This window comes from Pseudoalteromonas sp. 0802, from assembly GCF_013350085.1.
Lineage (GTDB): Bacteria > Pseudomonadota > Gammaproteobacteria > Enterobacterales > Alteromonadaceae > Pseudoalteromonas.
Map to the genome: position 1 here is coordinate 592,485 of NZ_JABVXE010000001.1, position 25,711 is coordinate 618,195.

Genomic DNA, 25,711 nt, shown 5'->3' on the forward strand with positions numbered 1-25,711 from the left:
TATTATTGTTGCTTAACGCGCAGTACAGCGACCGCTGCTAGTACGAATGACACTGCACCTAGCACTAACGCATAAATCGGTTGATTATCAAAAAAGTGACGTAAAATTAGGCCTAATACGCTTGCTGCTAAAAGCTGCGGAATAACAATAAAGAAGTTAAAAATACCCATGTACACACCCATTTTTTTACTTGGTACTGAGGTACTTAACATTGCGTATGGTAAAGATAGAATTGACGCCCAAGCAAACCCTACTCCAATCATTGGCCAGATCAGTAAACTTGGATCTTTGATAATAATGAAGCTGACCAGACCCAATGCACCTAGCACTAGGTTGATAGCGTGAGCCATTTTTAGCCCTACTTTTTTAACGATAACCGGAATACACAGTGCTGCAATGGCAGCAAAACCATTGTAAGCGGCAAATAATACACCAACCCAATCCGCACCGTTATTGTAAGCAAGAGAGCTTGTATCACTGCTGCCGTAGTGGAAGCTAGTTACTGCCGATGTGGTGTAAATCCACATTGCAAACAATGAGAACCAGCTAAAAAATTGTACCCAAGCCAATTGTTTCATTGTTTCTGGCATAGTGAATACATCATTCACAACTTGATAAAAGCCACCACTGGTTGCGTTTTTAGCCTTTAAAGCCCCGGCAATAAATTGAATAACACCAAAGCTAATCAAACCACCAGCAAGTAAATAAAGCTCTTTTTCAAGCGATAGACCCGTAACAATACCAAGTACTACAAGGCCAAGAACCGTAAAGATTGCAGCGCCTTTGTTAAAGTTTACATCACTTTGAACATCGCCCGAGTCATCGCTTTGCTCTTGTTCATGAAAGCTTTCAAGTTCTTCTGGTGAATATTCTTTAGTAGTAAAGACAGTCCAAAACACAGCAATAATTAAAACTACTGCGCCAAAGTAAAACGAGAATTTCACAGAATCTGGAATTTGCCCTGCAGGTGCAGTATTGGCAATATCGAACCAGTTAGTCATCATCCAAGGTAATGCAGACGCGACAACCGCACCAACACCAATGAAGAAGCTTTGCATTGCATAACCAGTTGCACGTTGCTTTTTCGGTAAGTTATCACTGACAAGAGCACGGAATGGCTCCATAGTTACGTTAATTGACGCATCCATGATCCATAACATACCCGCCGCAATCCACAGGCTTGGTGAGTTAGGCATAATGAATAACGATAACGTCGTTAAAATAGCGCCATAGAAAAAGAACGGACGACGACGACCTAACTTATTCCATGTTTTATCACTCCAATAACCGATGATCGGCTGAACAATAAGGCCTGTTAATGGTGCTGCAACCCAAAGAATTGGAATATCATCAACATTGGCACCTAAGGTTTGAAAAATACGGCTTACATTACCGTTCTGTAATGCAAAGCCAAATTGGATTCCAAGGAATCCAAAACACATATTCCATATTTGCCAAAAGCTTAGCGTTGGTTTGTTATTATTCATAGTCAGCCTTTAAGGTAAATACTGCACTGCTTAAGCCGTTTAGTTGTAATTGAATTGGCGCCTTCGATGCTGCCTCAGAAATCACAATGTCGGCATGATTTTCTAGGTTATCAGTTAACGTTAAACCACTGTGGTTAAGTTTAGGTAATAACGCTTGGTTAAGAGTAAGCTCAACATTTTGTGGGTTTTCTGAAAAGTTACTTACTACAAGCACCAGTTGTTGACCTAGCTTACGCGTAAAGGCAATCACTTGCTCTGAGCCTGTCAATTCAACCGCTTGCATGTCACCACCAACAATTGCAGGCAGTGTGTTTAATGACATTAACTTCGTGTAGTAAGCGCGAAGATCAGCTTGCTGCTTTGAAAGCGCACCGCCATCGAATTTACCATTATTCATCCACGCTTGATGTGCAGGTACACCCATGTAGTCGAAAATGCTGGTACGCGTTGGGTCACCAAAACCACCGTCCTCAGAGCCATCTTCACCGACAGCTTGACCAAAATAAAGTAAGGTTGGCGAGCGCGACATCAATGTAGATACCACCATCGCTGGCTTACCTTTTTCACTACTACCAGCGAAATCTGGGCTAGCAATACGTTGCTCATCATGGTTTTCTAAAAAGTGCAGCATATGCTCTTCAATATCCGCCACTTGGCTTTGGATATCGAAAATAGTATCCGCTGATTGCTTGCCTTGCATCACAGCTTTAACCGTGTCGTAAAAACCGACTTTGTCGTAAAGGTAATCCATCTTACCTTGTTGGATATATGGGCGGTAAAGCGTTGGGTTATATACCTCAGCCAAAATAAAGGCATCGCTTTTTTGCATCTTGATTGATGAATTTAAAAAGCTCCAAAACTCAACAGGCACCATCTCGGCCATATCATAACGGAAACCATCAACACCTTTATCTAACCAATAAAGCGCGATATCACGGAATTTATACCAGCTATTTGGTAGATCTTTATCTTGCCAAAATGCATAGTGCGCACGGTAATCTTTATCTGCGTAATCAGCGGGTAGCGTCGGGAAGTCGTAGCTGCCATCTGGTTTCACACCGTAATTGATTTTAACGGTTTCGTACCAATCATTAATGTCAGGTTTAGCGGCACGGGCCCCATTACCCGTCCATTTAGCTGGGGTTTCGGCAAATTGATTATCTGCAAGAGGATGCGGGTTACCACCTAAGACTTGGTAGCTATCGCTGGTAGGAACTTGAAATGACTGCCCTGTTACATAGTAAAAGTTATTATCCCGAGCATAGGTTTTCGTCGTGTCATCTTCAGCACCAAAATCCTTTACGCCTTCAGGCTTGGCGACTGACTCGTAATTACGCGCTACGTGATTTGGCACAATATCAATAACAACTTTCATACCGTGCTTATGAGTACGATTGATTAGCTCTACAAACTCTTCTAAGCGGCGCTCAGGGTTAATTGCTAAATCAGGATTAACATCGTAGTAATCTTTCACCGCATAAGGTGAGCCTGCACGGCCTTTTACAACATCAGGGTCATCTTGTGACAAACCGTATTCGGTATAGTCAGTTACTAAAGCATGACGCGGTACACCAGTGTACCAAACATGTGTTGTTCCTAGCTCTTTAATGCCTTGTAATGCTGCATCATTAAAATCAGCGAATTTGCCTACCCCATTTTCTTCTAATGTGCCCCACGGTTTATTGGTGGTGTTAGTGTTACCAAATAATCGAGTGAATACTTGGTAAACCACAGGCTTAGAGATAGCTGCTTGGCTAGATTCTGATTGTTGCTGTTGCGTGTTCTGCTGTACTGGCGCATCGTTACCACAGGCAGTTAAACCTAAAACCGAAGCCACTACTAACGCAGTTAGTTTGTATGTTGTCATCATTACTTCATTTTTCTGTAAATATCAGTTCATACTAATGTTAAGGGCTGCATACGGACAGTAAATGCATACGTATTCAGCCTATTAGTTGCAATTATTCAAGCTCGATTAAGCGCGCTTGCATAGCTTTTAAGCGGATTGGCGCTGCAAGATCAACGCGTTTTTCACTGATTAAATCGCGTCCTTTATTATTGCCTTTCAGCACTTCTTGCACGTAGCTTAAATCCCAATCAATGGCTTGTTGGTTTTTGTTAAGAATAACCAATACAGTTTGGCCATTGTGCTCCCTCACATAGCTGTAAACGCCTTGCTTGGGTGAAAAATGCATTAAACGACCTTCGCTTAACGCTGGTTTTTCTTGGCGCAGCTTAAGCAGTTTTTTCATGCTAGCTAACATCTCTTGCTGATCAGCTGAAAGCCCCTTACCTGTGAAGGCATTCGCTTTTTGACCTTTAAACCCACCAGGGAAGTCAATACGAATATCACCGTGGTCATTGCTTGGCGTGTTATCGAGCAGCAGCTCAGTGCCGTAGTAAATTTGTGGAATACCACGAGTTGTTAACAGCAGCGTCATGGCTAATTTAGTTTTTGCGAGGTCTTGACCCAGCTCAGTGTAAACACGGCTCATGTCATGGTTATCTGCAAACACTAAAATGTTATCTGTATCAGCATATAAAAAGTCATTAGCCAGCGATTGATATACTTTTACCCAACCTGTATTCCAGCTTTCTTCTTCGTTAAGTGCTTGGATTAAGGCTTCTTGTAATGAAAAGTCCATCACACTTGGTAAATCAGAGGTATAACCATCTTGATTGACTTTGCCGCGCTGCCAATAAGATGCAATAGCCGGGTTGGTTGTCCACTCTTCGCCAACAATATTAAAGTTTGGATACTCGGTCATAATCGCTTTAGTCCAATCGGCTAAAAATGCTTTATCTGAGTATGAATAGGTATCAACACGAATGCCGCTTAAGTTGGCGTATTCAATCCACCAAATGGCATTTTGAATCAAATACGTTGATAGTAACGGCTGGCGCTGATTTAGATCAGGCATAGACTCAACAAACCAACCATCGTTAAATTGACGTTTGTCGTATTGGCTTGCGTGAGGGTCTTGGATTGTTTGTCTGGCGTGACTGGTTGCATTTTTACCGTTTTCAAACTTGCCATCAAAGTTAACCCAATCAGCAGTAGGCATATCAGCCATCCACTGATGTGATGAACCAAAGTGGTTAAGTACCATGTCCATCACTAAGCCGATACCATGCTCTTTCGCTTCTGCAGATAAGGTTTTATAAAGCGAATTACTGCCCATACGCGGATCAACTTTGTAAAAATCAGTAATAGCATAACCATGATAAGAATAACTTGGCATGTCATTTTCAAGCACTGGTGTTAACCAAAGTTGAGTCACACCGAGGTCCTCAAGATAATCTAGGCTATTGATAACACCTTGAATATCACCACCATGTCGACCTCCTTTAAAACTTGGGTTTGCAGCCTCCTTCATACCAGCAACGGTGTCATTGTTTGGGTCACCATTTACAAAGCGATCAGGATTGATTAAATAAAGTGTATCTTTATTTGTAAAGCCATGACGATTGGCACTTTGCTTATCACGGGTATTTAATGGGTAAGTAAATTCTGTGCCATCTTTAGCTTTAAAAGTCAGTGTACCCGCCTTTGCATTATCGCTAATGGTTAAATCTAAAAACGCGTAATTAGGGTTATTTGTTGTTGTCACCCCTTTAAACTCAACGCCTTTGTAAGGCTTCATTTGCCACGTTTTGTGAGCAATATTGTTATCGTAAAGCATGACTTGTAATGAATCATTTTGCATCCCTACCCACCAGTTTTCTGGTGACGCAGTAATCGCAAAACTTGCTGTTGAGTTAAAAAGTGTAAATGCGGTCGTTAGCGCTAAAAATGATTGTGTTTTTCTCATAATTAATTTTGTACTTTTTCTAAGAATTGACTGTGGCTCGGCAGCTGCTCGACAGTGCTGTTAATCAAGGTTTTTAAATTGCTAAATAACTCATTTAATTGCTCATCTGATAACGCATCAGTTAATGGATGGTGATCCTCTGCAATTAGCCCTTGCCCTATCATCACTTGCTGCCACGCAACTTCGGCGAATAGCTCATCGTCTTCTCTAATGAGTTTGCCACTGGTTTTAAATAGCTCAATTTTCTTTTTAAGACTGCGTGGAATATCCATGCCTTTACAAAAACGCCAAAACGCACTGTCATCACGCTCAGTAATCTTGTAATGAAGAATAATAAAGTCACGAATTCGCTCAAATTCTGTTTTACTTTGTTGATTAAATTCATCCACAAGGCTTTGTTTAATACCTTGATGAGGAAAAAACTTAATTAAACGAATAGCTGCACTTTGAATTAAATGAATACTGGTCGATTCTAATGGCTCTAAAAATCCGCTTGATAAGCCAACTGATACTACATTTTTATGCCACTGTTTTAAGCGACGACCTGTTTTAAACTTAATAACGCGGGGTTCTGTCAGAGGTTTAGCAGGTAGGTTTTCTAAGAGCTGTTGCTTTGCCGCTTCATCTGATAAGAAACGAGAAGAATACACAAGTCCGTTGCCTACACGGTGCTGTAATGGAATTTGCCACAGCCAACCCGAGTCTCTTGCAATTGAACGTGTATAAGGAATTGCATCAGAAGCTGATTCACTTTGCACCGCAATCGCACTATCACATGGTAACCAATGTGACCAATCTTCAAAGCCGGTATTAAGAGTTTGTTCTATTAATAAAGCACGTAAACCGGTGCAATCAATAAATAAGTCGCCGTCTATTTGCTCGCCACTTTTAAGTAGCAAAGAGCGAATATACCCGCTTTCATGGCATTGGTTAACCGATTCAATTTTGCCTTCAATGCGTTTTACGCCTCGTGATTGCGCTAATTCCTTTAAGAATTCGCCATATCGAGTGGCATCAAAATGGTAGGCATAATGTAAGCCCGCCAATTGAGTGTTAGGAATGTGTTTGAGGTGAGCAAATTTATGCGCTTTTGCAGCTTGATAATTAAGTGAAAAATCCCAAAAATCAGACGCATTATTAGCTTGATTTGCTTTTAGCCAAAAATGATAAAACTCACAAAACGGAAAATCTTTACCTATCTCACCAAAGGCATGCATATAGCTGTGGTCTTGGCTGCGCCAATTTTCAAACTCAATACCAAGCTTTATCGTGGCACCAGTAGCCTTAATAAATTCTTTTTCAGAAATGCCTAGCGCACCATTTAGATGCAAAATAGGTGGGATGCTTGCTTCGCCTACACCAACAGTGCCAATCTCTGCTGACTCTACCAGCGTGATATCAATTACTTTGCCCAGCACTTTATTAAGTAATGCAGCGGTTATCCAACCTGCAGTACCACCACCGGCAATCACGACCTTGGTTATTTTTTTTGTTTCCATAGTACACCTAACGCCAATTTCAATTCATTGAGTGTAGCTCACTGATATAAAAAAGCCCTTGTAAAACAAATCACAAGGGCAATTTTCTATCGCTGTTTTAGCTAATTACAGCTTGTAGCTGAAGCCTAACAGGAATGTACGACCGTAGTCTTGGTAGTCACGTACTTGAAGTGAGTTATCACCTTGTAGTGACGTGAACGGCTCTTCTGTGATGTTCTGTACTTGGAATGTTACAGATAAACCGTCAAGGCTCTCTACACCGCCTTCGCTAAAGTCATAACCAACTTGAGCATCCCAAATTGTTTCGCCTTTAATGTCAACTTGCGTAGTCGCAAAACCTAAACCGTATACGTCACCTTTAAAGTCGCTACGCTTACGCATGCTAGTACGCGCTTGGAAACCGTTACGCTCAAAGTAAACTGTTAAGCTATCGATTTGGTCAGATAGACCAGGTAGCTCATAATCGTTACCATTTTGGTCAGTTAGGTCTTGCTCAACACCTGTATGGCTTGCGATTAAACCAAAACCATCAAGTGATTCGCTGAACATAGTGAATGGTAGAGTTAATGAAAGCTCGTAACCCCATAGGTCACCAGAACCACCGTTCACTTTACCTGAACCTGTACCTGTTGAAGTTTCAGGGATTTCACCAGTAGACGGGTCAGCTACACCGCTCATGTCGATTTCATAAGTACCGTCAAAAATCCACTGAGTGATATCTTTATAGAATACAGCTGCAGCGAAGTAACCTTCTTCATGGAAGTAGTTTTCATAGCTTAAATCAAAACCAGTTGCTTCTTTTGGCTCAAGCTCTGGGTTACCGCCTGATACACTCCAGTAGTTACCGTTTTCATCTGGTTGTTGATTGTAAGAAGCATTAACTGATGAGTTCATTTCGTCTAAACGAGCACGAGAAATCGTTTTTGCCGCACCAAAACGTACAGTTTGCTCTTCATCAATTGCAAATGATAAGTTGATGCTTGGCAAGAAGTGGCTGTAGTCATGGCTTACATCTGTTGGAGATACAACAACTAAACCATCCACAGTATTAGCAGCGAAGCCTTGTGAAGACTGTTCCGTTTTCACATAACGCACACCAACGTTACCTGTTACAGGGATAGAGCCCAGCTCTGCATTAATGTCAGCTTGTGCGAAGAACGCTGTTACTTCCTCTTGAACTGTCCAAGACTGTGTCTTGTGTTTTGAATCAGTTAAGCTTTCTTGAAGAAGGCTATAGTAACCATCATTCACCAGACCGTTGGTATCATAAGCAACCATGTTGCCCATACCAATGAAATCAAGGCTAGCTGACCCTAAACGGTATTGTTCTGGGATAGATAGCATACCCGGGTTTGATAAAGAGAAGTCTTTTAGTGTCATGAAGTAACCTTCAGACAACTTGCTCTTTTCACGGTCACGGTATGACATACCAAATGACACACGGCTGATGTAAGCGTTATCAAGTACTTTGCTAGCCGCAAGTTTCAATGTGCTTAGTTCATCATTGATTTCTGGCGCATTGATGAAACCATCTTGCGCAGTATTTTGATAAGCAGTATCAGTTAGACCGTACTTATCGTTAAGTGCAGCACTTGCACCCCAAGATAATGGGCCACCAAGTTGAATTAAGTCATAATCGCTGTAATCAAGGTTATGGCTGAATTGTGCGCCAGTGTTACCACCGTCAAACTCATAACCAATCGTATCAGCAACACCATTTGCATCACCACGACCTGTACCTGAGTAGCTTTCGATACTCCAGATTTGACGCTCAACTTCAGAGCGGCTTACGTCAAATTCTACTGACCAATCATCGCTGATGTCGTATTTTGCATTAAAACCAAACTGAGTTAGTTCTGCGTTACGCTCTTCGTAGTCATTACGAACAACTACACGTTGGCCTTCTGTTACTGCGCTTGTGATGAAACCAGAATCTGCGTCAACAACAGCTGAACTTGGGTCAATTGAACCTTGGCCCCATGCAAATGGCACTTCGATACCACGTAAGATTTTCTCATCAGAGAAATCTACATATAAAGCATCAAATGTCATGTTTAGGCGATCAGTCGGCGCAGCTTCAATAACAAGCATGGCTGTGTCACGCTCAAGAGTCGATGAACGTACGAATGGCTTAGCACCACCTAAAATTGAGTACGTATTACCATCTTCACCTGTAAATTCAGGGTAACCCCAAGAGTTCCAACGTTTTTCTTGGTTTGGAGAGCTCATCGTGTTGTAAGCAAATGCAACACCGATTGTGTCATCTGCAAATTGGTCAATGTAAGAAACCGTACCACGGAAACCTTTATCGTCACCGTCTGGGTTTAATTTGTCAAAACCCGTTTGCTCGTATTGGCCGTTGAACATGATAACTTGCTCACCTTTACTTAAAGGTTTAACAGTTTGCATGTCGATAACGCCAGCGATACCTTCAGCATCAATGCCTGCGCTTGGAGTTTTATATACCGTTACGCCACTCATAATTTCTGATGGGTAAAGGTCAAATTCAACGCCACGGTTGTCGCCGATTGAAACTTGCTCACGACCGTTGAATGTTGTTGCACTTTCGTTTTCACTGAAACCACGAACACTTACACGGCTAGCTCGACCGTCTAGACGTTGTGCTGTTAAACCAGGAAGGCGCGCGATTGATTCTGCGATTGATGAGTCAGGTAATTTACCGATATCTTCTGCTGAGATTGACTCAACAACTTCAGGAGTGAAGCGTTTAGTATTAATAGATTCTACAACACTGCCACGAAAACCTTTTACTTCGATAACTTCAACGTTATCGTTTTTTGCTTTTTGGTCTTCTTCTGCAGCATAAGCTACAAAGCTATTTAAACCTGCGGCTGTTAAAGCCAGAGTTAATATACTTGGTTTGAACATAGACATGATGTTTTCCCATTACCCAAATTGTAATGCCAACGTGTTGCAGTTATTCATTAACATAATAGCTGTAATTCGCTGACTGATTTTGTTGTCGAATTGAATATTAACGCTCTGATTATTTTCTTAACAAATTTATGCATACGTATTCAGCGTAGTCCACCACCACGAACATTAACAACATTTTTACAAAATAGAATTGTAACCATATGAATATAAATGATTTATCAATTTTATTGTGTGATTTAATAGTATTGAAACATTTTCGCTATATTTTCGCCCCTAATTTGGTTACACAAATAGGTACTAAGCCATTTATCTCGCTTAAATGGTGACTTAACGCAATTATTAAAGGTACTAGTCTATACCAATGATAATTGGTCTTACCAATATAACCCCTGCACCATTATGGTGTAAGCCAGCTATATTATGCACCAAGCTGGCGTTCGCGATCATAATTAAAACCCAGCAAACCTAATTGGTAAATTTTATTGATAGAAATTCGAGTTGATTACTTTTAAATCAAGTTAATGAATTTTACTGAGAACAAAGATGAATTTGGCGTGCATACGTATGCAGAGTTTTTACAGTATCTCACCCTTCACGTATGCTTTTGACATTCCGGCAACATATTGCATTAACGGTTGCCTAACAGTTTACATACACTGAGTGTCACGATGGAGAAAAACATGGCTCAAAAGCAGTGGTATAAAGGTGCGGTTATTTATCAAGTTTACCCGCGCAGTTTCCAAGACACCAATGGCGATGGCATTGGTGATATCAAAGGTATCATTGATCGTATTGATTATATTAAAAGCCTAGGTGTTGATGCTATTTGGGTTTCGCCTTTCTTTAAATCACCAATGAAAGACTTTGGTTATGACATCAGTGACTATCGTGATATCGACCCATTGTTTGGTAACCTTGACGATTTTGATGAACTCATTGCGCAAGCACACCAACGTGATATTAAGATCATTATTGATCAGGTATTGAGCCATACCTCAGATCAACATCAATGGTTTCTTGATAGCCGTGAAGATAAAACTAACGACAAATCAGATTGGTACGTGTGGGCTGATGCAAAGCCTGATGGCACACAACCAAATAACTGGTTATCAATTTTTGGTGGCCCTGCATGGCAATGGGAACCGCGTCGTGGTCAATATTACTTACATAACTTCTTTGCTGAGCAGCCAGATTTAAACTTCCATAACCCTGAAGTTCGTAAAGCAGTATTAGATAATGTTGAGTTTTGGCTTAAGAAAGGCGTTGATGGCTTCCGTTTAGATGCAATCAACTTTTGCTATCACGATGCTCAATTACGTGATAATCCGGCTAAGCCACCAGAGAAACGTCAAGGCCGTGGCTTTAGCGAAGACAACCCTTACGCTTTCCAGTATCACTACTACAATAATACGCAACCTGAGAACCTTAGTTTTATGCAGGACATTCGTGCCCTACTAAACAAGTACCCTGGTACAGTTGCATTAGGCGAAATCTCATCTGAAGATTCACTGGCAACCATGGCAGAGTACACATCAGGTGGTGACAAACTTCATATGGGTTATAGCTTTGAGTTACTAACTAACGACTATAGCGCGGAATATATTCGTACCACAGTTAGCACTTTAGAGCAGCGTATGACTGAAGGCTGGCCATGTTGGGCATTTAGCAACCACGACGTTGAACGTGTTGCTAGCCGTTGGAGTCAAGGTGAAGAAATTGAGCCTCAGCAATGTAAGATGCTAACAGCCCTACTTGCTTCATTACGTGGTAGTGTATGTATGTACCAAGGTGAAGAGCTTGGTTTAGGTGAGGCAGAAGTCGCATTTGAAGACTTACAAGACCCATATGGCATTACATTCTGGCCAAACTTTAAAGGCCGTGACGGGTGTCGTACACCAATGCCATGGGATGCAGCAGATGCTGAGCAAGCTGGCTTCTCAACAGTAAAACCTTGGCTACCTGTGGGCGATGCGCACAAATCTGTTGCAGTAAATACGCAAGATCAAGATAAAGATTCAATTTTAAATGCGTATCGTGAATTTATGGCATGGCGTAAAGATAAGAACGTATTGTTAGAAGGCGATATTGAATTTATCGAAACGCAAGAGCCAGTGCTTGCTTTTTATAGAACGCTGAACGACACTAAAATGCTTTGTGCATTCAACTTAGGTGCACAAAGTAGTGAACTGACAATCTCTGATACTGTGTCTTCACAGCATACTGAGATCTCTCATCACACAGCTGAATTAAACAATAATACAGTCACTCTGCCCGGGTTCGGTTGCTTTTACGCAACCCTGAATTAATAATCAGTTGTTAAAAACCAAGCCCTGCAATTGCAGGGCTTTTTTATTACTATTCGTGGGATTAGTGGTTCATGGTTTTACTATTAATGTAATCTGTGAGCGCAAACAACACCCCCGACACCACAAACGTGACATGAATTAACACCTTCCAGAGTAGCTCATCTGTTGAATGGTTGTTCGAGCTAATAAAGACTTTTAAAAGCTCCACAGCCGATATAGCGACAATAGCGCTTATCAGTTTCATCTTCAGACCCGAGAAACCAACTTTACCCATCCACACAGGCCTGTCTTCATGGTTGTCTATATTCAACTTTGACACAAAATTTTCGTAGCCACTGAAAATGATGATAAGCAAAAGCCCTGCTAGTAGCGCAGTGTCAACTAAAGTCAAAATACCTACCAAAAGCTCTTGGTTTGACGCAGTGAACGTATTTAAGGCCATACTGTATAAATATTTAAAGAACTTTAGCAGCAGTAATACCACAGCGACTAATAAGCCAATAAAGAATGGTGCTAATAACCAACGCGAGCGAAAGATAAAACTCTCCACAACTTGCTCTAGTTTGGTTGGTACTTTCTTTATTTTTGAATGAGTCACTTGTTCAGACATAACTTAGTTCACTTTTCTTTTAAAATTAGCGCGATAATACGTGTTTTGACCTTACGATTACCAGCATTAGAGGCAAAAAGAGTGGTTATTTTTTGCTTATCTTTACGATAAAAATATTTCGTTATCTTTTTTTGAAATTTAGTTTATAAATTCACTCAAGCAAAGTGAGATACACATTGCGCACCATTACTGTGCAATTTAGCCGGTAATAATTACTTTTGTTGATTAGGAATAATTAAATGAAAAAAGCATTGCTAGCACTAATTTTGGCACCTGTTTTAAGCGTGTCAGCAACGAATGCAATCGCTAACGAAGCACCTGAAGCATCAGCTGAAATGATCAAAGAATACACTGAAATGTGCTTAAACTGGGCAAAAGATGATGACATCAGCAACGAAGAGTTAAAGCCATACGTATTAAAATGTTTAAACGATGAGCTTGAAGCTGAAGGCTATAAAAAAGTAAAAGACGTACAAATCTAATTTTACGCCTGCTTAGAATATAGAAAAACCGGAATGACACAATGATGTACGCTCCGGTTTTTTGTTTTTAATGACTGTAATAATCAGCTAATGCACTTAATAAAAATAATAACGAACCTACCATGAATAACACCACCCCCACTGTGGCATACTCTATAAATGCTGGTAAAAATAAGGCACTACCAAAGAAAAAGGCGCATGCTGATATGATATTCACCAACGCATTAACTTTAGGTGCGAGTGTAAACTTCATGACCATTCCTTATTCTGTTAACTCAGGGATAAAGTGAAACGCTTTAACTATGCGATTCCAGCTGTTTATCTCAAGTACTACCGTCGTTAATACAACAATGTCTTTTTCGTTAAAGATAGCAGACACTTGGTTGTAAACATCGTCTTCAACATGTTTATCAATGATATTTGTTAAGGCTTCCGCCCAAGCGAGTGCTGCAGTTTCTTGTTCTGAAAACACAGGGACTTCACGCCAAGCGGCTAGTACATCAAGTCGCTGTTGACACTCACCTTGGCTTCTCAGCTCTGCTGAATGCATATGCTGACAAAACCCACAGCCATTAATTTGCGACACTCTTAGTCTTACTAAATCAGCGAGCTTCGCGGTTATGTTTGTATCTTCTGGCAGTGCGCTGAGCCCAGTTAAATGTTTAACAAGTCCTGGGTTGAGTGAATAAACCTGCTGTTGTGATAAACGTGTTTGCATTTTGAATCTCCTGTCTTGATGTTGATGACAGAATAACAACAGCCTAAAAGCAAATATTGGTAAAAAACGACATTAACAATGCCATACAAGCATAAAAAAGGGTTGCAACTGCAACCCCTTTTTATAATCAAGATAGATGTAAACTTACTTTTTAGCCGCCGCTTTTTTCTTAGCTGGCGCTTTCTTTTTACTCTCTTCTACCCACTTGCCATTTTGGTAGTGAGCAGTCCAGCCTGTGGCTTTACCATCTACTTCACTCATTACATACTGCTCTTTATTTTTACGGCTGTAACGAACGACTGAAGGATTACCATCAGGGTCTTTTGCAGGTGCGTCCGCAAGGTAATAGAACTTTTCAGAAATACGATCTCTAAAACGTTTTAATTCTTCAACTTTTGGCGCACGTGTTTCACGTGATTTTGGGAAGGTATTTGCAGCTAAGAAAATACCTGATGCACCATCACGCAGTACAAAGTAAGCTTCTGATTTTTCACATTCAAGTTCAGGTAAATGAACTGGATCTTCTTTTGGTGGAGCAGCTTCACCGTTTTTAAGTAACTTACGTGTATTTTTACACTCTTCATTACTACAACCGAAGTACTTACCAAAACGACCCGATTTTAACTGCATATCTGAGCCACATTTATCACATTCGATAATTGGGCCGTCGTAACCTTTAATTTTAAAGGTACCTTGTTCAACGATATAACCCTTACATGCTGGGTTATTACCACACACATGCAATTTACGCGTTTCATCAATCAGGTATGAATCCATTGCCGTTTCACAGATTGGGCAACGCTTCATTTGCATTAGTGACTCTGTTTCAACGTCTTCCACATCTGCCGCAATGGCTTCATCGCCTGGCACTAAATTCATTGTTGTAGTACAACGTTCTTTTGGTGGCAGGTTATAACCTGTACAACCTAAGAACACACCGGTTGATGCGGTACGAATACCCATCTTTCGACCACAAGTCGGACAATCGATATCAGTCTCAACCATTTGGTTTTGACGCATACCACCGTGCTCTTCGTCGCCAGAGGCAATTTCAAGCTGAGTTGAAAAGTCCGCATAGAATTTATCAAGTACTTGTGTCCAAACACGTTCGCCTTCTGCGATATCATCCAGACGACCTTCCATCTTAGCGGTAAAATCAAAGTTCATCAGATCTTCGAAGTTTTCAACTAAGCGGTCTGTAACAATCTCACCCATTTTTTCGGCGAAGAAACGGCGGTTTTCAACACGCACGTAACCACGGTCTTGAATCGTTGAAATAATTGATGCATACGTAGAAGGACGACCAATACCGCGCTTTTCTAATTCTTTAACTAAACTTGCTTCACTAAAACGTGCAGGTGGCTTTGTAAAATGTTGTTTAGGATCTAACTCAACAAGGGTCAGTACATCACCTTCTTTAACCGCAGGCAGTGATTGATCTTCTTCGTTCTTTTTACGAACAGCTGGCTGAACTTTTGTCCAACCATCAAAACGAAGTACGCGGCCTTTTGCTTTTAACTGATAATCACCGGCACCAACCGTTAAAGTTGTTAAATCGTATTCTGCTGGAACCATTTGGCAGGCAACAAACTGACGCCAAATTAATTCGTAGAGTTTTTTAGCGTCCGCTTCAACACCGTCTAAATGACCAGACAACACGGTAACACTAGAAGGACGAATCGCTTCGTGCGCCTCTTGTGCATTGCCTTTAGAGCTATAACTAATCGGTGCTTTCGGTAAATACTTTTCACCAAACTGCTCTGTCACGTAATCACGACACATTTCAACCGCATCTTTCGATAAGTTAGTTGAATCGGTACGCATATAAGTAATGTGACCTGCTTCATATAAGCGTTGAGCCAGCATCATGGTCTTCTTAACACCATAACCTAGGCGTGTACTTGCTGCCTGTTGCATGGTTGAAGTAATAAATGGTGCGCTTGGTTTACTCTTACTAGGCTTTTCTTCAACGCTAATGACCTTGTAGTCAGCTTTTTCAAGTTGACTAACGGCAGACATCGCCTGCTCTTCATTAACTGGCTTAAAAGGCTTGTCAGCGTGTTTGGTCACTTCCAGGCGTAAAGCTGCTTCTGTATTTTTAACATCGGCGTGGATATCCCAGAACTCTTCAGGAATAAATGCTTTGATTTCGCGTTCACGTTCAACAAGTAAACGCACTGCAACAGATTGCACACGACCGGCTGATAAACCACGGGCCACTTTAGCCCATAGCAATGGAGACACCATAAAGCCCACTACACGGTCAAGGAAACGACGCGCTTGTTGCGCGTAAACCATGTCAGTGTTTAATTCACCGGGTGTTTCGAATGCTTGCTGAATTGCATTTTTAGTGATTTCGTTAAAAACAACTCGCTTATACTTTTCAGGTTCACCACCGATAATCTGTTCAAGGTGCCATGCAATGGCTTCCCCTTCTCTATCCAAATCGGTTGCGAGATAGATTTTATCGGCGTTTTCTGCAAGTTTTTTTAATTCTTGAACAACTTTCTCTTTGCCCGGTAAGACTTCGTAATGTGGTTCCCAGCCTTTTTCAGGATCAATACCCATGCGAGCAACAAGATTTTTGTAATCGCGTTGCTTTTTATAGGCAGCTTTTTCTTCTGGTGACATTTTTCGAACTTCAGCAGGCGTTTTCGTCGCTGCAGTCTTCGTTTTGCCTGAACCTGAAGTTGGTAGATCACGCACATGTCCAACGCTGGACTTTACGATGAAATCGTTACCTAAGTATTTATTAATTGTTTTTGCCTTTGCTGGAGACTCTACAATTACAAGTGATTTGCCCATAGCTGCCTATTTCTGACCGAGTATTTTAAAAGTTTTTTGCCCTTATAAATGTATATCCATCACATTAAACAAATAAGTATGATTTTTTAACATTGGAGCACGAATATTTATAGGTATATCTACAAACACCAATTGTTACAAGCTTTTAATAGAAACTTTTCTTCATTGAGTGAATAATTAAACAATTTTTGTTGCTAATTTAGTCAATGTGGTGTTTTGCGGTAATTTCAAGGGGAATATATAGAACAGCAACAAAAATGCCAACCTTCTGGTTGGCATTTTTTTAAATTTAAACAATTAACTACTTAATTAGCCATCGTCACTTATTGCTATTGTAGCAGTTGATACATTGTCTTTACCTGTTGTGAATTCAACAGTTAAGAAACCATCTGTTTTATCATTTGGATCAGCTTCACGGCTAATCGTAAGGGCAACCCCAGTCGCTGTTGTTTGGCTTGTATTACCAATATCAAAACCAGATGTACCACTGTAATCACCATTATCTGCACTAATTGCAACCGCGGTGCCTGAAGGCATTGGGTTGTTGTAAATATCAGAGAAATAAAGCTCAAAACTCAGCGCCGACAGCTGGTTACCTGAATCAGCGGTAGTAATGTTAATTGAGCCTAAATCACAGTAGTCTGTATTCGCTGTGGCTTCTAAACGAGCAATAATAGCACCTGACTGCGTATCTGCTTGTCGATAAATTGTACTACAGTTCTCAATATCAACAGCAAGTTGCATTGCATTATCTGTAAATACAGTTGGATCGTCTTCTGTTGTTTCAGCAAGTGCTTCAGCAAAGCGATTACGTAGCTCATCTTTTGTTACTACAAAACGACTGTATGCAAAGCTTCCTGACATAATAATCTCAAATGAGTCACGAACATCAATAAGCTCTTTGGTACATAAAGTCTCAAATGTTGCGTCTGCATCAGGCTCTGTCGCGGCTGCAGAGCACTCAAGACCATTGTATTTACCATCAGCAAGTGTATGCATCTCATTTAAGTCAATATCGAAATTTTCTTCTGTATGACCTGCATTAGTATTCGTTGCACTACATGGGTCGCTTGCATCACCTTCTTGACAGTTTTCAGCAGCTTTAGTGACCGCTGCTGTAACTGGGTCATAAATTGCAGCTAGACCGTCATAAACGCCATTTTCATTATGATCGACAAACGCTTCAGGTAAGTCATAACCACTGTAATACTCATTTTTGTCATAACGTCCATTACCATTGATGTCGATAAATGACTCTTGACCTTTTGCAGTCACAAGTACTGTTGCGCGACCACCGAGAGGTACACCATCATCATCAAACGCAGCATTTAAAATACCCGCCATACAAGGTGCTGCCACACCAAAATATAGGTCGCAGTTAATTGCACTTGTTTTTGGGTTAGTGCTATTGATTTTATTGCCCCATTTATCTTCACTAAATGGAATCGGGTTTTGTGAGCGCCACTGTGCAACGCACGCACCATCAACCGTGTTACATTCAAGTTGAGGGTTAAACTCCTCACCATCTAATGTCCCTACAGCGCCACCTTCTGTCGTTAAATAAACCGAAGTCCCATCTGGTACTGGGTTATTAAAGTGATCTGCAACATAAACCGAAATATCTGTGGTATCACCAATGTAATTTAATGCTTCAATGTTGATGATTTCCGGGCCTGCGGTAAAGCTATTACCATCAGGTAAGCCTGAGCTGATTGAAACAAGATCTGATACGCTTGTTACTTGCTCATCTAATGAAACCAACGAAAGCTCACCAGAAGGACATGAAACACTGCTATCACGGTCTGCTTCATCTAGAAGACATTCGTCATAAAGCTCTTTCCAACAAGTTACATTATCATTTTGATCTGCTGGGATTTGGTCATCAGGAATATAACAGGCTTGTACACGCACTGCTTGTGGAACAAAACCAGAGTTTATCTGAATTCGAGCTAAACCTTCTGAGTCGGTTGATACGCTGGCATGAGAATAACCACTTGCATCTGTAACTTCAGAGAGTGAAATTCCACCATTGGTAGAGCTTAAACGAAAATCTAAACGTTTTTGCTTCGCAACATTACCAATTGCATCGGTAAGTTTAAAAGTAAGTTGGCTTGTTTCTTGGCGTGAAACACCACCCGTCCCTTTTAGAGCAAGCACATTTTCTGTCGCTTCTACAAATTCGATTGAGCTTACTTCAGCTGCTGATACAGGCACATTCACTGATACCACTTTTGGTGTTCCACCAGTTAGTACTGTCGCAGTTACTGTATCGCCCTGTGAAGTGTTACAGCCGTTGCTTCTGTATGTTGCTGTAGCAATGCCGCTAATACTCGTGGCGGTTTCATCCATTACAGATAAATCTGATTCAACACACCCTGAAGTGAACTCAACATCAAGAGGAGAAACATATAAAGCACCAGCTGCATCATAAATTGTTACTGTAATCACAGTAGTCGCACCTGCAGCAAGCGGCACAAATTCGTCATCAATAACATTGCCTGAGTCATCAAGCTTGTTATATAAACCATTTGAAATTTCAACGCTTAATTCAGCTGTCGCAATTTCAAATGCTTTTGAAGAAGTCACAGACTTAGCAGTCACAGTAACCTCGCCCGCACCACTATTAGCGCCAGGCTGTAATTTTAAAATGGCAAAGCCAAAGTTGTCAGTCAGGGCTTTTCCAGATTCTGGTAATAAACCACCAAGATCTGTTGAAAGCTCAGCGATAATACCATCGATACCGTCGCCCGAGCTTGTATCTGTCACTTTAACCATTACATCGATAAGTTCGTCAGATGAGAATTGATTTACAACCGTACACCCTGACGTTAAGTAAGTAGTTTCAAGAGATGTTGTACTGCGATTGGCATCCCAATCAGTCGCACAGCCTTGAAGTAGTTTAATATCAAGCTCAGCTTCAGCACTTTCAACAGGGGCATCATCACCATTTGAAATAAAGCCTGCGATTTTAGTGATTGTGTTACCGCTTTCATCCGTGTAGGTAGCAACAACTTGCCCAGCCCCTTTAGAATCACCACTGCTTAACGTTACTGAAGCTTCACCATTTGAATCAGTTAATGCAGTGCCTAATACGGGAGTAATTTTGCCTGTATAATTTGTTGTAAAAGAAATTAGCTGTCCCTGTAAAGGCTGATCTTCTTCTAATAAAGTTGCTGTAACTGTCCCTTTATTATCTTTGCTAACAGGGTTTTCAACTGTAAATGGCGAGCCAGCGCTGTCTAAAATTGATACATCAAGAGTAATACTGCCACTAACACTTGAGTCATCTGTTTCAGAACCATCTGATGTAAAGCCAAACGTGTCACTATACGTTTCACCACCAACAACATAAGTAGCAGTTAAAATACCAGCACCAGCCGTATCACCCGCAGTTAGTGTAATTGACGCCACACCACCAGCATTAGTTAGAGAAGTTCCAGAAACAGGATCAAGCAAACCAATGTCACCATCTAAACTAAAGCTTATAACTTCAGATGAAACCGCATCACCATTAATGGTTAGAGAAGCTAATATAGTTAATGGTGATTCTGATGATACAGAGTTCGACTCTTGATCAGCGCCCTCTACAAAACCTTGTACTTCGACAACAAAACTTGGGTTATCGCTCGTACCACCATCACCTCCATCAAGAGAACCACTATCATTCTCCAATGATCCACCACCGCCACAGGCGGCTAACAATGAGCTGAAAAACAAAATACTTAGCCATCGTAATAAAGGCATTGCCCTCTCCCTAGTTAGCTATTTCTTATTTATATGTATGTTTACCTAATATTAACCTAAAAATTAAACGAAGATCATAATTTTTTTCCTTTAAAGGCAACGAAATTATTTAACTATTTATCGAATTTTTCTGTATAAAAATCTTCATGCTGGTAGTCTATGGCAAAATTTATAAAAAAATAGACTGGGTGTATGTCAAAAGTACGATCTTTAAGCCTTACATCTCGTATCATGGTAGGTATGGTACTGGGTGTAATCGTTGGTTTTATCTTTCAAGCCATTTTAGCGGGTGAAGACGATTTCCTTATTCCATTAGGGTTATTCTCTTTACCAATTAAAGCATTTTTTGTTGATGGTATTTTCCATGTTGGTGGCCAAATTTTCATTGCAAGCTTAAAGATGCTTGTGGTGCCGCTGGTTTTTGTATCATTAGTCTGCGGTACTTGTAGCTTAAGCGACCCTAAAAAATTAGGCCGTTTAGGTGGCAAGTCTATTTTGCTTTATTTAGCCACGACCGCAATCGCGATTACTGTTGCTATTACCTTAGCCTTACTAGTAAACCCGGGTGAGGGAATCAATCTACCTTCGGATGCTAACTACAGTGCAAAAGAAGCACCGACCCTTGCACAAGTCATCATTGGTATGTTCCCAACAAACCCTATTGATGCTATGGCAAGTGGTAACATGCTACAGGTTATTGTTTTTGCATTATTATTCGGTGTTGCTATGGCCCTTAGCGGTAAAGCGGGCCAACGTGTTGCAAATGTTTTTGAAGACTTAAACACTGTTATTTTAAAGCTAGTTACCTTACTTATGAACATTGCACCTTATGGTGTGTTTTTCTTAATGGCAAAACTATTTACAACCATCGACTTAAAGCTAATTAAGAGCCTTGCTTTATACTTCGGTGTGGTTGTATTTGCCCTTCTATTCCACGGTTTAGTTAACTACAGTGTATTGTTGAAGTTATTTACCGGCCTTAACCCAATTACGTTTTTAAAGAAGATGAAAAACGCCTGCCTATTTGCATTTAGTACATCTAGCTCAAGTGCCACTATGCCTATCACCCTTGAAACTGCGAGCAAAAAATTAGGTGCGCACAACTCAGTTGCTTCGTTTACTGTGCCTTTAGGCGCAACCATTAACATGGACGGCACAGCAATTATGCAAGGTGTTGCGACCGTGTTCATCGCACAGGTATTTTCAGTTGATTTAACAATTTCTGATTACTTAATGGTAATTTTAACCGCAACACTTGCTTCTGTAGGTACTGCAGGCGTGCCTGGTGTTGGTCTTATCATGTTAGCCATGGTGTTAAACCAAGTAGGCTTACCTGTAGAAGGTATTGCTATCATCATTGGTGTTGACCGTTTACTCGATATGACACGTACCGCTGTCAACGTAACAGGTGACTGTATGGTGACCTGTGTGGTTGCAAAATCTGAAGGTGAATTTGATGAGGACGTATTTAACGACCCTAATGCAGCTAAAGATTTAGAAGACTATCATAAATCAATTAAGTAATGACTTATTTTCAGCCAATAAAAAACCCGCTAAATTAGCGGGTTTTTATTGTGATTTGTATTTTACACAGGTTATGGGTTCAAGCCTTTTAAGCGAGACATTAAACTAACACCTGCTTTACTTACCCCTGAACTTAAACCGACGGCTAGCTTATCGCTTAAATTCTTCTTAATACGGTATTTCACTTTATAAATTTGGCGCTCTTTCGCTTGGCTCAATAAGATATCGTCACTTGTGTCAATCTTATCAACTAAACCTTTATCATACGCTTGAGTAGCAAACCAATGCTCTCCGGTTGCAACAGTGTCAATATCAAGAGATGGACGCTGCTCACTCACAAAGGTTTTAAATAAACCGTGAGTCTGTTCAATTTCTTCTTTGAATTTTTCACGGCCTTTATCAGTATTCTCACCAAAAATAGTTAACGTGCGTTTGTACTCACCTGCGGTGATTTGCTCAAAATCAACATCATTCTTTTTCAAGATTTTATTAAAGTTAGGAATTTGTGCAATAACGCCAATCGAGCCAACAATTGCAAAGGGTGCTGCAACAATCTCATTGGCCACACACGCCATCATATAGCCACCACTTGCTGCTACTTTATCAATAGCAACAGTTAAATGAATTCCAGCATTACGTAAGCGTTGTAATTGAGAAGCAGCAAGGCCATAGCCATGCACCACACCACCACCACTTTCAAGGCGAACCAGCACGCGATCTTTTTCTTTGTCGGCAATGGTTAAAATAGCGGTAATTTCTTCTCGTAGGCTTTCTACTTCGTGGGCATCAACGCTGCCATTAAAATCAATTACATATAAACGTGATTTAGGCTCGTCATTTTGCTGTTTTTTAGCCTCATTTTTTTGCTGTTTTTGGTGAGCCTTGAGCTCTTTTTTTGAAAGGGTATTTTCGATAAAACTTTGTTTTAGATCATCAAGTTGCTCACTCAAATCATCAATCGTTATCTCCCCTTTCTTCGCTTTGGGTTTCACTGCAGCGCCCATGATAATGGAAACAATCACAGCAATTGCGATGACAAATGTCAGGGTCTTTGCAAAAAATAACCCGTATTCATATAAAAATTCCAATCAAACTCTCCATTTATTAATGCATCGGCACAATTTACCACGCTTTAAAGCAAAAAAAAGCCACATGATGTGGCTTTTTACTTAATTGGTTATTACTTAGTTAATAAGGTTTCGTTTATTCAGTAACAACGTCTGAGTTTGTAACCTGAAGATACTGACCACGGCTTGCTAAGAAAGTCGCGATTTGCAATTGCATTTCAGCAGTTGCCGCTGCACTTTCTTCCGCTGTTGCACCTGAATCTGCTGTTGCAACTGGTGTTAACACTGAGCTGTGATGGCCTTTAGTGAATTTAACCACATAGCTCATTGCATCAGCTGTTGGCCCTTGAGTTTCAGCCACGGTTGATAAGCCCATTAGGTTAGCAAGAGGTAAGCTGCCAGCAATTGGGTTACTCGCCACCATAGGTGGAATAACCATATCAGCATTATTATTTTCACCATCACCTACTACTACGCTCATGTAGACTGGCGTACCAAGCGCCGCAACTGATGCTGCGTAGTTAGATGGGTCGCCGCTATCAAGTGCTGTTTGCGCAGCAAAGGCAAACTGAGTGATCACGCTTTGAATATTAGCTAGTTTTGCTGTTTCACCCGCCATAGTTAACGAGCTAACGTATTCTTTATAAGCACATGTAACGAAAGCCGTTTGGTTAGATGCAAGTGAGCCACAGTTCGATAGCGCTTCATTTTGAGCATAAGCACCAAACTCCGCAGATTCAGCAGTGCCTGCTGCAAGTAATACAGAGCCTTGTACAAATGGGCCAAATGTATTTGACTCAATTAGGAAACTTGCAATACCACCGCCACCACTGGCAAGTGCTACGCTTTTCACGTTGAACATTGGATCAACTTGGTCAGCTAGCGGTGCATTAGTCACAGCAACAAATGCAGGAGCAACCACAGAGCCCAATGAGTGGCCTAAGAATGAAACATCTTGTGTATTTAAATCAGCAGCACCTGTAAAGTTAAGGCCTAAGCGCAAGCCAAGTAAATCAGCAACTGATTGACGTAAGCTATCACGCGCTACTAATAACGACTGTAAATTCATATAGCTTAATACAGAACCTGTAGAAGCATTAAAATCATCAGTACCGTCACCATCTACATCAACACCACGCTCACCATGCATAGGGTGATCGATTGCTGCTGTTGCAAAGCCTTGCATTGTTAGCTGCGCTGTAATTGCTAGCATATCTTCTTTTTTAGAAGTAATACCGTGCTGAAGGATAACAACAGGCCAACCTGTCTCAGGCATTGCTAACTCATCCATACCTAACTGACCACGTATTGCATTGATCACAGGTAAAATTGGTTTTGTAATTTGCACTGGCACATTAGCGATGCTTTGTGTTTTTGGAATTGTGTTGTACTTAGTTAGATGTTTAGTTTGATCTAAGCCTAAATCACGTAACTTGCCACCACTTAACGCCATACAAAGGCCATCAGTTTCGCTAATAGGGTCTGTTGGGAATGAATCACCCGCAGCTGCTGCATAACCTAATACAGCTACACCACTGTCACACAAACCTTGCCAATAAGTCGCTGATAAATCATCGACCGTTGTGCCTGTTGGAGTGGCTAAATACATAGGTAACATCACGCTACCCTTTTGATATTGCACACCACCAAATACAGGTGACACACCGGTAATACCTTGTGATGCGAATACTTGCTCAACTGTAATAACTGGTTGCTCAGGAATTTGCACCATCGGCGTTGGAAGTGCATCTTGCGTTAAACTTGCGGCAAGAAGTTGCTTTACTGTGCCAAGCACTTGACCTGCAGATTGCATAGTCATCGCAGCAGAGTAAATAATTTCATCTTTTGTGATGGCACCACCCGATGTCACTGCATTTTCGTAGCTATTGATAACCGCTTGAAGTGACTTCTGCGAATCAGTGATAAGTGTTGTCTCTTCGCTCACTAGCGCATATGTTGAAGATGGCTCGATTGAACGACCTTCTGAGTCCATTAATGACGTAGTCAAAACATTAATGTAAGTGCTGCCAGCTTTAAATGGTTTAAGTGGTATCACAGCTACTGCATCACCTGAACCTTGAGTGATGAAGTCTACGCCAAAGGTTAATTCAGACACTAGTTTACAAGCAATACCCGCTGGCACTTGCGAGCAAGTTTCATCAGTTTGGCTTGCACCCATTACAACTTCAAAAATACGCACAGCTCCTGGTGAAGCAGCAGATGTCATATCAAGAGAGATACCCGCAGGAAAAGTTAAATCGATTTTAAACGGAGTTTGTGTTGACCAGCCATCAAGGGCACCTAGTGCAAGCTGAGGATCAGCATAAGCTGCTCGTTCAACACTGACATTGTTGTCGTCTAATTCACCCGGCATGTTTAAAGTACCATCAAGGGTACCACTCATCAGTAAATCGTTCGGTACCGAGATTACACTATTCGCTGGGTCAAATTTTACTGTCGCGGTTGGGAGAACAGGAGGATTATCATTTTTTACATCTTCTAATGTTTCTCCTCCGCCACAGCCAGTAATGGCTGACGCAATGGCTAGTGAGAGTAGCAGTTTTTTCATAATTTCGCTCCGCGCAAATCTTATTGTTATTGTGTGTTCAAGGTTAAAGTAGTTATTCTACTACCTTCATTTTAAGTTAATTTAATGTAATTAGGTTATTAATGAGACATTAGACCAGTTAAAGTTAACGTAAAGTTTCAATTTTCGCCACCTTAATTTGCAATAAATTCGATAACTTGGCTTTTTGCTA

The 25,711-nt window shown here is 40.9% G+C and carries 15 protein-coding genes; 3 read left to right on the top strand and 12 right to left on the bottom strand.

Going from position 1 to position 25,711, the window contains the following annotated elements; all coding sequences use genetic code 11:
• Positions 1-2: 2 nt before the first annotated feature.
• From HUS61_RS02795 to HUS61_RS02815, 5 genes are all read right to left on the bottom strand, one after another.
• Positions 3-1,487 (bottom strand): MFS transporter, encoded by a 1,485-nt coding sequence (locus HUS61_RS02795; protein WP_055020845.1) that lies wholly within the window; start codon positions 1,485-1,487, stop codon positions 3-5.
• The gene (locus HUS61_RS02800; protein ID WP_371319656.1) at positions 1,480-3,354 is read right to left on the bottom strand and encodes an alpha-amylase family glycosyl hydrolase; all 1,875 of its coding nucleotides are present in this window, start codon (positions 3,352-3,354) and stop codon (positions 1,480-1,482) included. The genes HUS61_RS02795 and HUS61_RS02800 overlap by 8 nt, the downstream gene beginning before the upstream one ends.
• Before the next feature lie 94 nt (positions 3,355-3,448).
• Entirely contained in the window at positions 3,449-5,299 is a 1,851-nt protein-coding gene (locus HUS61_RS02805; protein WP_175082230.1) for a glycoside hydrolase family 13 protein, read from the bottom strand.
• Positions 5,300-5,301: 2 nt separating this feature from the next.
• Positions 5,302-6,798 carry a tryptophan halogenase family protein gene (locus tag HUS61_RS02810; RefSeq protein ID WP_175082229.1) on the bottom strand — a complete coding sequence of 499 codons (1,497 nt, stop codon included), beginning with the start codon at positions 6,796-6,798 and terminating at the stop codon, positions 5,302-5,304.
• 105 nt (positions 6,799-6,903) lie between these two features.
• Complete coding sequence (locus HUS61_RS02815; protein ID WP_175082228.1) at positions 6,904-9,693, bottom strand: TonB-dependent receptor; 2,790 nt, start codon at positions 9,691-9,693, stop codon at positions 6,904-6,906.
• Positions 9,694-10,376: 683 nt separating this feature from the next.
• Here HUS61_RS02815 and HUS61_RS02820 point away from each other — a divergent pair.
• Complete coding sequence (locus HUS61_RS02820; RefSeq protein ID WP_175082227.1) at positions 10,377-12,002, top strand: alpha-glucosidase family protein; 1,626 nt, start codon at positions 10,377-10,379, stop codon at positions 12,000-12,002.
• 61 nt (positions 12,003-12,063) lie between these two features.
• Here the strand turns inward: HUS61_RS02820 and HUS61_RS02825 are convergent, their stop codons facing one another.
• A complete protein-coding gene (locus tag HUS61_RS02825) occupies positions 12,064-12,612 on the bottom strand; it encodes a TIGR00645 family protein (RefSeq protein ID WP_058585177.1) in 549 nt (182 codons plus the stop codon).
• Between the two features lie 239 nt (positions 12,613-12,851).
• Here HUS61_RS02825 and HUS61_RS02830 point away from each other — a divergent pair, with 239 nt between their 5' ends.
• Positions 12,852-13,094, top strand: a complete 243-nt coding sequence (locus tag HUS61_RS02830) for a hypothetical protein (protein ID WP_054561654.1) — start codon at positions 12,852-12,854, stop codon at positions 13,092-13,094.
• Between the two features lie 67 nt (positions 13,095-13,161).
• Here the strand turns inward: HUS61_RS02830 and HUS61_RS02835 are convergent, their stop codons facing one another.
• From HUS61_RS02835 to HUS61_RS02850, 4 genes are all read right to left on the bottom strand, one after another.
• Positions 13,162-13,347 (bottom strand): YrhK family protein, encoded by a 186-nt coding sequence (locus HUS61_RS02835; RefSeq protein ID WP_175082226.1) that lies wholly within the window; start codon positions 13,345-13,347, stop codon positions 13,162-13,164.
• A gap of 9 nt (positions 13,348-13,356) precedes the next feature.
• Positions 13,357-13,812 (bottom strand): carboxymuconolactone decarboxylase family protein, encoded by a 456-nt coding sequence (locus HUS61_RS02840; RefSeq protein WP_175079546.1) that lies wholly within the window; start codon positions 13,810-13,812, stop codon positions 13,357-13,359.
• 144 nt (positions 13,813-13,956) lie between these two features.
• Positions 13,957-16,617 carry a type I DNA topoisomerase gene (gene topA, locus HUS61_RS02845; RefSeq protein ID WP_062564522.1) on the bottom strand — a complete coding sequence of 887 codons (2,661 nt, stop codon included), beginning with the start codon at positions 16,615-16,617 and terminating at the stop codon, positions 13,957-13,959.
• A 309-nt stretch (positions 16,618-16,926) separates the two neighbouring features.
• Positions 16,927-20,361: a hypothetical protein gene (locus HUS61_RS02850; RefSeq protein ID WP_175082225.1), complete on the bottom strand. Its 3,435-nt coding sequence runs from the start codon at positions 20,359-20,361 to the stop codon at positions 16,927-16,929.
• A gap of 192 nt (positions 20,362-20,553) precedes the next feature.
• On the opposite strand from HUS61_RS02850, the gene HUS61_RS02855 reads away from it, so the two are divergent.
• The gene (locus HUS61_RS02855) at positions 20,554-21,885 is read left to right on the top strand and encodes a dicarboxylate/amino acid:cation symporter (protein WP_055020834.1); all 1,332 of its coding nucleotides are present in this window, start codon (positions 20,554-20,556) and stop codon (positions 21,883-21,885) included.
• Positions 21,886-21,956: 71 nt separating this feature from the next.
• Here HUS61_RS02855 and sohB read toward each other — a convergent pair whose 3' ends face one another.
• Together sohB and HUS61_RS02865 are read right to left on the bottom strand one after the other, a co-directional pair.
• On the bottom strand, positions 21,957-22,973 hold the full coding sequence (sohB, locus tag HUS61_RS02860) for a protease SohB (RefSeq protein WP_175082224.1): 1,017 nt from the start codon (positions 22,971-22,973) through the stop codon (positions 21,957-21,959).
• A gap of 115 nt (positions 22,974-23,088) precedes the next feature.
• Positions 23,089-25,521 (bottom strand): VolA/Pla-1 family phospholipase, encoded by a 2,433-nt coding sequence (locus HUS61_RS02865; RefSeq protein ID WP_175082223.1) that lies wholly within the window; start codon positions 25,519-25,521, stop codon positions 23,089-23,091.
• Positions 25,522-25,711 lie beyond the last annotated feature (190 nt).

Excerpts from the sequence above, each read along its gene's own strand:
- HUS61_RS02795 (WP_055020845.1), bottom strand. The coding sequence starts at position 1,487 with ATGAATAATAACAAACCAACGCTAAGCTTTTGGCAAATATGGAATATG.
- HUS61_RS02800 (WP_371319656.1), bottom strand. The coding sequence starts at position 3,354 with ATGACAACATACAAACTAACTGCGTTAGTAGTGGCTTCGGTTTTAGGT.
- HUS61_RS02805 (WP_175082230.1), bottom strand. The coding sequence starts at position 5,299 with ATGAGAAAAACACAATCATTTTTAGCGCTAACGACCGCATTTACACTT.
- HUS61_RS02810 (WP_175082229.1), bottom strand. The coding sequence starts at position 6,798 with ATGGAAACAAAAAAAATAACCAAGGTCGTGATTGCCGGTGGTGGTACT.
- HUS61_RS02815 (WP_175082228.1), bottom strand. The coding sequence starts at position 9,693 with ATGTCTATGTTCAAACCAAGTATATTAACTCTGGCTTTAACAGCCGCA.
- HUS61_RS02820 (WP_175082227.1), top strand. The coding sequence starts at position 10,377 with ATGGCTCAAAAGCAGTGGTATAAAGGTGCGGTTATTTATCAAGTTTAC.
- HUS61_RS02825 (WP_058585177.1), bottom strand. The coding sequence starts at position 12,612 with ATGTCTGAACAAGTGACTCATTCAAAAATAAAGAAAGTACCAACCAAA.
- HUS61_RS02830 (WP_054561654.1), top strand. The coding sequence starts at position 12,852 with ATGAAAAAAGCATTGCTAGCACTAATTTTGGCACCTGTTTTAAGCGTG.
- HUS61_RS02835 (WP_175082226.1), bottom strand. The coding sequence starts at position 13,347 with ATGAAGTTTACACTCGCACCTAAAGTTAATGCGTTGGTGAATATCATA.
- HUS61_RS02840 (WP_175079546.1), bottom strand. The coding sequence starts at position 13,812 with ATGCAAACACGTTTATCACAACAGCAGGTTTATTCACTCAACCCAGGA.
- topA (WP_062564522.1), bottom strand. The coding sequence starts at position 16,617 with ATGGGCAAATCACTTGTAATTGTAGAGTCTCCAGCAAAGGCAAAAACA.
- HUS61_RS02850 (WP_175082225.1), bottom strand. The coding sequence starts at position 20,361 with ATGCCTTTATTACGATGGCTAAGTATTTTGTTTTTCAGCTCATTGTTA.
- HUS61_RS02855 (WP_055020834.1), top strand. The coding sequence starts at position 20,554 with ATGTCAAAAGTACGATCTTTAAGCCTTACATCTCGTATCATGGTAGGT.
- HUS61_RS02865 (WP_175082223.1), bottom strand. The coding sequence starts at position 25,521 with ATGAAAAAACTGCTACTCTCACTAGCCATTGCGTCAGCCATTACTGGC.